Source organism: Thermosynechococcus sp. OHK43 (assembly GCF_014466085.1).
GTDB lineage: Bacteria > Cyanobacteriota > Cyanobacteriia > Thermosynechococcales > Thermosynechococcaceae > Thermosynechococcus.
In genome coordinates this window covers 1-8,164 of sequence record NZ_JACOMP010000243.1, presented here as the reverse complement: position 1 = coordinate 8,164, position 8,164 = coordinate 1, and the positions used below count along the sequence as shown (strand labels likewise).

Genomic DNA, 8,164 nt, shown 5'->3' with positions numbered 1-8,164 from the left:
GGGTGACAGAACAACGGTGAGAGCGCTTTTCCATCGTTTGCAGCAGCGTCTCAATGAGATTGTGGTTGGTCAAGGGGCGATCGCCCAAGGATTAATTGTGGCTCTCCTCGCCGAAGGCCACGTCATCCTTGAGGGGGTGCCGGGCACTGCCAAAACCCTGCTGGTCAAGCTCCTCGCTCGCCTGATTGCAGCGGAATTTCGCCGTATCCAACTCACCCCCGATGTTCTCCCCGCTGATATTCTCGGTACGAGCATTTTTGACTTCAACAGTCGCACATTTCGCCTGCGCAAGGGGCCAATTTTTACCCAAGTACTGCTGGCGGATGAAATTAACCGCACACCGCCCAAAACCCAAGCGGCTCTCCTAGAAGCGATGGAAGAACGGCAGGTGACCCTCGACGGCACTACCCTCGCCCTCCCTGGTTTATTTTGGACAGTGGCCACCCAAAACCCCTTGGAATTTGAGGGAACCTATCCCTTGCCCGAGGCCCAACTGGATCGCTTTCTTGTGAAGCTGGTGGTGTCCTATCCAGAGCCAAACGCTGAACGGCAAATGCTGGAAAATGCCCTTGCAGGCTTTGAAGCCCGCGATCTCGATCAACTCAATTTGGAGCCCTTGATTACCGTAGAGCAAGTTTTGGCAGCACGACAGCAGGTGCGGCAAGTCCATGTGGAGCCGGTGGTGCTAGATTATCTTTTGGCGTTGGTGCAGGCCAGTCGTCAACATCCCGAACTCCTTTTGGGGGCTTCCCCACGGGCGGCAGTGGGCTGGCTACGTGCTACCCAAGCCCAGGCCTGGCTAGCGGATCGCCCCTACGTCACTCCTGAGGATGTGAAGGCGATCGCCATCCCCCTACTGCAACACCGTTTGATCCTCAAGCCCGAGGCCCAGTTAGACGGCACCACGCTGCCCCAAGTGATCCAAAGTATTCTTGCCAAAGTTGCTGTTCCCCGATGAAGGCACCTGCCAGTTACCAGTTTGGTCGCCACCGCCCCCGCTGGGTGCCGACGGTCCGCTTCTATGGCCTGTTGCTGCTGGGGGGAGTCTTGCCGGTGCTGACGAACTTCCTACCGTCGGAGCTATGGCCAATCGCCGATGGGAAGTCGCAGGCAACCTTGCGCTACTGGCCTCTGGGGCTGGGGTTAGTCTTGATGGGGCTCTACGATCTGGTGATTTTCGGCATGTCCCTGTGGGACTACAGCCGCATCGGTCGCTGGCAACTGACCCTCGATCGCGTCTGTGAGTCACGGTTATCCATTGGTCGGCAAAACCCGATTCGCCTCAGGCTACACATCCGTGGTGAGGTCCCCTTGAGTGAGCAGATCTGGGTTGAACTCTACGACTATGTGCCCGCTGAGTTGACGGGGGAAACCCCCTCTTTTGCCGTTGCGGCGCTAGTCCACAGCAGCTTGGAATTGCTCTACCATGTGTTTCCACCGCGACGGGGTGCCTTTCAGTGGCCCGGCCGTGGTGTTCGTTTGCGCAGTTCTTGGGGCTTGGCGTGACGACGTTGGTTTGCACCCCTTGTCACTGAGGCTGAGGTCTATCCTGATTTGATGGCCTTGCGATCGCTCTCAATTCGCCTCAGTTTAGAGTCCAGTGGTAGCCTGCGGCGGCGACGCTACGCCCTGGGAGGCACCGAGTTTGCGGAATTGCGGGAATACTATCTGGGGGATGATCTGCGCCGTATGGAATGGAAAGCTAGTGCTCGCCGGGGATGGCCTCTTGTGCGAGCCATGGAGCCAGAACGGGATCAACCCCTGATCATTCTGCTGGATCGGGGACGCTTGATGACCGCTACTGTGGCGGGTTTGAAACGCTTTGACTGGGGCTTAAACGCGGCATTGGCCTTGGCGCTGACGGGCTTGCGACGGGGTGACAAGGTGGGCTTAGGGATTTTTGATCAGCAATTGCACACCTGGATTGCGCCTCAAGGTGGTGATTCCCATCTGGGGCGGATGCTCACTCAGGTGTATCGCTGTGAACCGGTTTTTGAAGAATCGGATTATGTCGGCACAGTGAGCGCCATTTTGGGACACTATACCCGTCGTGCCCTTGTCGTCGTTCTCACAGAGGTGATTGATGAGGTGGCTTCCCAAGAACTCCTCACGGCCATGGCTCGCCTGACGCCCCGTTTTCTACCCTTCTGTGTTGCTTTGCGCGATCGCCACATTGAAACCCTTGCCCACCGCCCTTTAATGCCACAGCCCTTGGCTCCCGTAGATCAGGTGGCCACCCTTTATGAACAGGCTGTTGCTCTCGATCTGCTGCATCAGCGACAGCGTGCCTTTGCCCATTTGGAGCAAAAAGGGGTTCTCGTGCTTGACGCCCCTGCGGATCAGGTGAGTGAGCAACTGGTGGATCGCTATCTGCTGCTAAAAGCCCGTGGCCAACTCTAGGCTTGGCTCGCCTCGATCACACGGGTCTTCCTTGGCTCCTGCAGCGGCCATAGGGGTGGGCGATCGCCCGTTGGTGTTGCTTGGGGAAAGGGTGTTGAGGTCTGCGTCAGCCCACAAGTTGCCCGCAAACGCGCTTGCAGGAGCTGACTCACCACCTGACGTTGAATAAATGCTTGCTCAATTGCTGGGGGGACTGAACGTTGCAGTTCCATAGCTTGCCTCGAATTCACCGTTGCTCACGGCGACACCGGCTTCCGTGCGCTTCCTACACCCACAGATGATAGCCCTCAGTTTGATCTTAGCGACCATTGCCCGCGCTGGTAAAAACGACTACCAAAATGCAGGGGGCTTGTGGGGATTTGCTGACACTATTGCGAAGAGGATACATTACCCAGACGGGGGCGACTGTCCTTTGTGTTCGCAAAACTCGTAGATCACCTTACCGCCATGAATAACAACATAGAGGGTCACGCCACTGAGAACAAAAGGCATGAGCTGCTCCAGCCAAGGCAGGTGGCAACCGAGGCGAGTGAGAACAACGGCAAGGGCATCGTCCAAGAGGCTAATCAGCAAAGGGAACAACTGCCGCAGCAGAGCAAGAATCTCTGATAAATAGCCATCACTATCCATAAATGTCTTCTCAAATAATTCGACGCAGAAAATAATTTTAAGTACAGCTTAAATACCGTCTGTTTTGCAGGTATGGAACATACATCAATCGAGTCATTATTTACAACATTGTCATTATTTGCAAAGTTATTTACAACCTTTTGTACAAGAGTTGAAACCCGAATCAATACGGTATCAATCAATTATTATCCCCCGATGAAGGATATATCCTAATGTTTAGAAATTTTGAAAAATGCGCTGCCGGCTGTGATGGATTGTGCTAAAACAGCACTCAACTGAGGGATTTTTGGAAACTTTTAAAAACCGTAATACTTCTATTATAAACAACCGCCATGCCCTAGGAAAGATAGCCTTTCTCTAAGGTAGAGAGTACATAAGTAGGCTGTAATCCTGTCAGCAAGCGGTTTTGACTTTTCCAAGCAGGATGAATCCTTGTGCACAGAGCTGTAACTGTAATTAATTGTTACATCAGAATATATTTCAAGGGTCAGTATCTAGGATGGAAGGAGCAACAGCGGCAGGTGCCTATGAAACGGTTCTTGAGCCATCGGTGCTGTTTTGCGATTCTGTTGGCGATCGCCACCGCCACAGGAGTTGATTTCCCGGCATTTGGGCAAAATGAAACCCAACAGTTGCGCGATATTATGCAGCGGTTGGATGCCCTCCAACAGCGCTATAGTGCTGCCGTCAGTGAACTAGACGTGATTCGTAAAACCTCCTTTGGCGGCGATACCCATAATGTTATTGCCCTTACAAATCAAATTGAGCAATTCCAAAAACAGGGGAATTATGGCGCAGCGGTGGCACCCGCGCGGGACTTGGTGGCGATCGCCGAGCGGGTTTTAGGGCCTAATCACCCCACCGTTGCTGCCGCCTTGAACAATCTTGCCGTTACCTACAAGGAACTCGGCAACTTTAGTGAGGCCATTCCCCTTTACCAGCGAAGCTTGGCCATCCGTGAACAAGCCCTTGGCCCAAATCATCCCGATGTTGCCACCAGCCTCAATAACCTCGCCAATCTCTACACCGATCAAGGTAACTACGGCGAGGCGCTGCCCCTCTACCAGCGTGCCCTTAGGATCCGTGAACAAGCCCTTGGCAAGAACCATCCCGATGTGGGCTTGAGTGTCCACAACTTGGCAGTGATGGACCATTTGCAGGGCAGCTTAACCACGGCCTTGCCCCTATACCAGCGCAGTCTCGGCCTCCTTGAACCCGCCTTAGGGGCAGAACATCCCCTTGTGGCAACAGTGTTGAATAACCTTGCCGAACTCTATCGTGCTCAGGGTAATTATGGTGCCGCGCTTCCCCTTTACCAACGCAGTTTGACTATCCGTGAAAAGGTGCTGGGGACAGATCACCCCGATGTTGCTACGAGTCTTAACAACTTGGCTGAACTCTATCGGGTACAGGGGAATTACGGGGCAGCACTTCCCCTCTATCAGCGCAGTATTGCCCTGCGGCAGCGTACCCTCGGTGGCGACCATCCCTACTTGGCTCTGAGTCTTGCCAACTTAGCAAAAGCCTACTGGGCACAGGGGAATATCAATGAAGCCTTAACGGCCCTCAACCGGGCCCTTGAGATTGAAGAGATCAACCTCAGCCGTAACCTAGTGGTTGGTTCCGAGGAGTATAAACGCAACTATCTAGCCACATTTCAAGACTCCACCAATACCGCCATTTCCTTCCATTTGCAGGGGAATCCCCAGAATCCAGCAGTAGCCAACCTCGCGCTGACAACCATTTTGCGCCGTAAAGGTCGATTGTTGGATGTTTTAGCGGCAACGATCAGCCGCCTGCGCAATCAACTGGATGCGGTGGCTCAGCAGCAACTGGATGAATTAATTCGGGTGCGAACACAGATTGCCAGCCTCACCTTTGGGCGCGATCGCCCACCCCTGGCCAGCCAAATGAGCCAACTGCAACAGCGTGCTAACCAACTGGAAGCGCAACTGGTGAGCCAAAATGCCAACTTCCGTTTAGAATTCACCCCCGTAACCCTCAGGGTTGTGCAGCAAGCTATTCCCGCCAATGCCGTGCTGCTGGAGTTTATTGAATATGTGCCCTACAACCCAAAAACCAACCGTTGGGAGGCTCCCCGCTACGCCCTCTATGGGCTGAAGAATAGCGGTACCCCCCAATGGCAAGACTTGGGTACGGTGGCTGATCTGAATACGGTCATTAAAGCGGCGCGACAGCGGATGGCGGATCCAAGATTGCCAGCTACGGTAACGAAGCCCTCTTTGAAGGCGGCCTATGAGCGCCTCTTGGCTCCTTTGGAACCCTTCCTAGCGGGCAGTACCCATCTGCTAGTGGCTCCCGATGGTCAGTTGAACACTCTGTCCTTTGAGGCTCTGGTGGATCGGCAGGATCGCTATCTAGTGCAGTCCTATACGATCACACTGCTCACCTCAGGCCGCGACTTGCTGCGGCTGCAACAGCGGCGCAAACCTGCAAATCCCCCCTTGGTGGTGGGTAATCCCACCTTTAGTCAAGGGAGTGGTCGCGCCCTGGCAGGGGGTCAGCGGGGGGTCAACCCGCGATCGCTGGATTTGCGCAGCCTCACATTTACAGAATTGCCGGGGACGGCCACCGAGGTAAAAACCCTGAGCACCCTGTTGCCCCAAGCTCAAGTGCTCACGGGCAGGGATGCCACCGAAACGGCAATCAAAGAAACCCGAGGCCCCCGTGTGCTTCACCTGGCCACCCATGGATTTTTCTTGGAAAGGCCGTCCGTGTCTCCCCAAGGCCTGCAAAATACCCGTGGTCTGAATGCCTATGTCCCCTTGGGTGGTGAAAATCCCCTTTTGCGTTCTGGTCTGGCGCTGGCGGGTTTCAATCAACGGCAGAGCGGGGTGGATGATGGGGTATTAACGGCTTTTGAAGTCACCGGCCTCAACCTCGATGGCACCGAGTTAGTGGTGATGTCCGCCTGTGATACGGGACGCGGTGATATTCTCAATGGCGATGGTGTCTATGGATTGCGGCGAGGCTTTACCTTGGCGGGGGCACGCACCCAAGTGAGTTCCCTCTGGAAAGTGGACGACACCACAACTCAACAACTCATGGTTATCTTTTATCAACATCTGGCAGCGGGCAAAGGACGTAGTGAAGCCCTCCGCCAAGCTCAGTTGCAGTTAATGAATGACCCCCGCAAGCAAAGTCCCTATTTTTGGGCTGCCTTTGTCAGTAGTGGTGAGTGGCGACCGCTTCCTTAGGGCCGGGGGTAGCTGATAGGGGTTTGTAATTGGATGCCGAGGGGGCGATTGCGATCAATCCAAAGGATTGGCCCTTGCCGCCGCGGGGGTGGCTCTCCCCAGAGCACAGTGACACTGCCGGGGGGCAAAGGTTCAGGGCTAGGCCATTGACTAGTGAGCCAGACAAGGGAATCAAGGGGATACTCAGCAGCGGAGTCGCCGGGGGCGATCGCCGCCAGTGCCCGCAGGACGGTTGGTTGACCGTGGAGCATCCCCGTGACCGGACTCCAAAACTGAACGGGAATTTGCTGTTGCAAACTGTAAAGGTAGAGGCTGGCCGCCGCAATGACCGCCTGCTCAAAGTCTGCCTCGCTCCAGTGGGGACGGGTATCAAGGGCAATAGTCACCGCATTGCCACCGCTAAAGGTATCAAACTCTCGCACCCGCAGTTCTCCATAGCGCGCACTGGTGCGCCAATGCACCAGACGCAAAGGGTCTCCCCAGCGGTAGGGACGCAAGGCCCGGGTGATGCCCTCTTGGGCAATGTGAAGATGATGCTGGCGATCGCGCCACTCCTGGGAAATCTCTTGCCCCAACTGATCTAATAAAGGACACTGTTGCAGTTGCAGAACCTGTGGATAAACCACCACCTGTTGTGGTACAGGAAAGGAACGCTGACACCAAAAGAGGCCCAAGGGGGCGCCGGTGCGCAGCCGAAGCTGTTGCCATTCATAAACGCCCCGACGGGATGGGATAAGCTCGTACTGCCAAGGCAGGGTTTGCTGTGGTAGCAGTTGCTCGATCGCCTGTTGGGGAAATTCGCGCTGAGTAGCTGACCAGAGGCCACGGGGAACCGGGTCAATCACTTGCAGATTGTGGCGAGGCGTTTGGGTGGCGTTGGTGAGCAAGACCGTAAGGCGGAGGCGATCGCCCGCATGCACTGGAGCCACCTTTACACGCTCCAGCACTAATCCCTGCAAATGGCGCGGTGGTAAAATTGCCGCCACCAAGAGCAGACCAAAAATGATCCCCGTAATAACGTAGAGCCAACCTGCCATGGAGTTAATGGCAGCGGCAAAGAAAAACAGATTCATTCCCAGCAGCAGCAGTCCCCCATAGGCGGGGGTCACCCAGCGTTCCTCCAAAAGCTGATTGAGACGACGCAGCTTGGTCATCGCAAATTTGGGTCTTAGAAGCGGTGGGACTCAGCGGGCAATCGGCTAGGAAACAGGTGGATAAGCAGTTGCTGCAAAGCTTGACGAAAGTCCCCCCTCACACAGCCAGGCTCAAACCGCTGCACCAATTCCCCACGATCAAAAAAGAGAAGCGTTGGCAAGCTCGTCAATTGAAAGTGACGACTGAGGGCAAAGTTTTCATCGGCATTGATCCTGAGAATTTGCAACTGTTGGGGTAGCGACTGCTCCAGTTGATCCAGGAGAGGATCAATGAGGTGGCACAGGCTACACCAAGGAGCCCAAAAATGCACGATCACAGGCACAGGGGCACTGCGAATTTGCCGCTGGAATCCTTCGATATTAAATTGCTGAATGCCCTTCACGTTCTTATCTCGTTTTGTCTTGGGATCATGGTAGCAGTCAGCGACAGTTTTGCAGCAGCGATTTGCAGCGATATGATGCCGTAGGATCAAAATAGTTCATAGGATGTCAATTGACCCTCCCAAATGCCTCCTAAACCTTCCCCCAAGTCCAGCCTTTGGCAAAAACTTTTCCCCCTGCTGCTACGGGAAGCGATCGCCATGCTTCAGGGGATCACTCACCTCCTCAGCAAAGCCACGGCGCAACTTAAGGGGATGGCCACACAACAGGCGATCGCCCCAGAACAGCTGAATCCCGAACATTCATGGGTTGGTCGAGGGGCAGCCCTATGGTGGCAGGGCATGGGCTGGGTACAGCGACGGCTGCCGAGTCACCTCCAGG

Annotated in this window: 9 protein-coding genes; 5 read left to right on the top strand and 4 right to left on the bottom strand. The window is 54.9% G+C overall.

Annotated features, from left to right (window positions below; translation table 11 throughout):
- Positions 1 to 16: 16 nt before the first annotated feature.
- From H8Q75_RS10465 to H8Q75_RS10455, 3 genes are read left to right on the top strand one after another with little or no spacing between them, the layout of a single operon-like run.
- Positions 17 to 958: a MoxR family ATPase gene (locus H8Q75_RS10465; protein ID WP_024125344.1), complete on the top strand. Its 942-nt coding sequence runs from the start codon at positions 17 to 19 to the stop codon at positions 956 to 958.
- Entirely contained in the window at positions 955 to 1,506 is a 552-nt protein-coding gene (locus H8Q75_RS10460) for a hypothetical protein (RefSeq protein ID WP_297041542.1), read from the top strand. Before H8Q75_RS10465 ends, H8Q75_RS10460 begins: the two co-directional genes overlap by 4 nt.
- 51 nt (positions 1,507 to 1,557) lie before the next feature.
- Positions 1,558 to 2,400 (top strand): DUF58 domain-containing protein, encoded by an 843-nt coding sequence (locus H8Q75_RS10455; RefSeq protein ID WP_297041536.1) that lies wholly within the window; start codon positions 1,558 to 1,560, stop codon positions 2,398 to 2,400.
- Here the strand turns inward: H8Q75_RS10455 and H8Q75_RS10450 are convergent.
- Positions 2,397 to 2,612 carry a hypothetical protein gene (locus H8Q75_RS10450; RefSeq protein ID WP_024125346.1) on the bottom strand — a complete coding sequence of 72 codons (216 nt, stop codon included), beginning with the start codon at positions 2,610 to 2,612 and terminating at the stop codon, positions 2,397 to 2,399. The genes H8Q75_RS10455 and H8Q75_RS10450 overlap by 4 nt on opposite strands.
- A gap of 175 nt (positions 2,613 to 2,787) precedes the next feature.
- Positions 2,788 to 3,030 (bottom strand): hypothetical protein, encoded by a 243-nt coding sequence (locus H8Q75_RS10445; RefSeq protein WP_297041533.1) that lies wholly within the window; start codon positions 3,028 to 3,030, stop codon positions 2,788 to 2,790.
- A gap of 527 nt (positions 3,031 to 3,557) precedes the next feature.
- Here H8Q75_RS10445 and H8Q75_RS10440 point away from each other — a divergent pair.
- Positions 3,558 to 6,248 (top strand): CHAT domain-containing tetratricopeptide repeat protein, encoded by a 2,691-nt coding sequence (locus H8Q75_RS10440; RefSeq protein WP_024125348.1) that lies wholly within the window; start codon positions 3,558 to 3,560, stop codon positions 6,246 to 6,248.
- Here H8Q75_RS10440 and H8Q75_RS10435 read toward each other — a convergent pair.
- Entirely contained in the window at positions 6,245 to 7,402 is a 1,158-nt protein-coding gene (locus H8Q75_RS10435; protein WP_024125349.1) for a DUF58 domain-containing protein, read from the bottom strand. The two genes, H8Q75_RS10440 and H8Q75_RS10435, sit on opposite strands and share 4 nt — an antisense overlap.
- A gap of 14 nt (positions 7,403 to 7,416) precedes the next feature.
- Positions 7,417 to 7,785 carry a thioredoxin family protein gene (locus H8Q75_RS10430; protein ID WP_024125350.1) on the bottom strand — a complete coding sequence of 123 codons (369 nt, stop codon included), beginning with the start codon at positions 7,783 to 7,785 and terminating at the stop codon, positions 7,417 to 7,419.
- A gap of 123 nt (positions 7,786 to 7,908) precedes the next feature.
- Between H8Q75_RS10430 and H8Q75_RS10425 the strand changes: the two genes are divergently transcribed.
- Positions 7,909 to 8,164, top strand: a 256-nt coding sequence (locus tag H8Q75_RS10425) for a hypothetical protein (RefSeq protein WP_297041527.1), incomplete at its 3' end; no start/stop codon positions are given.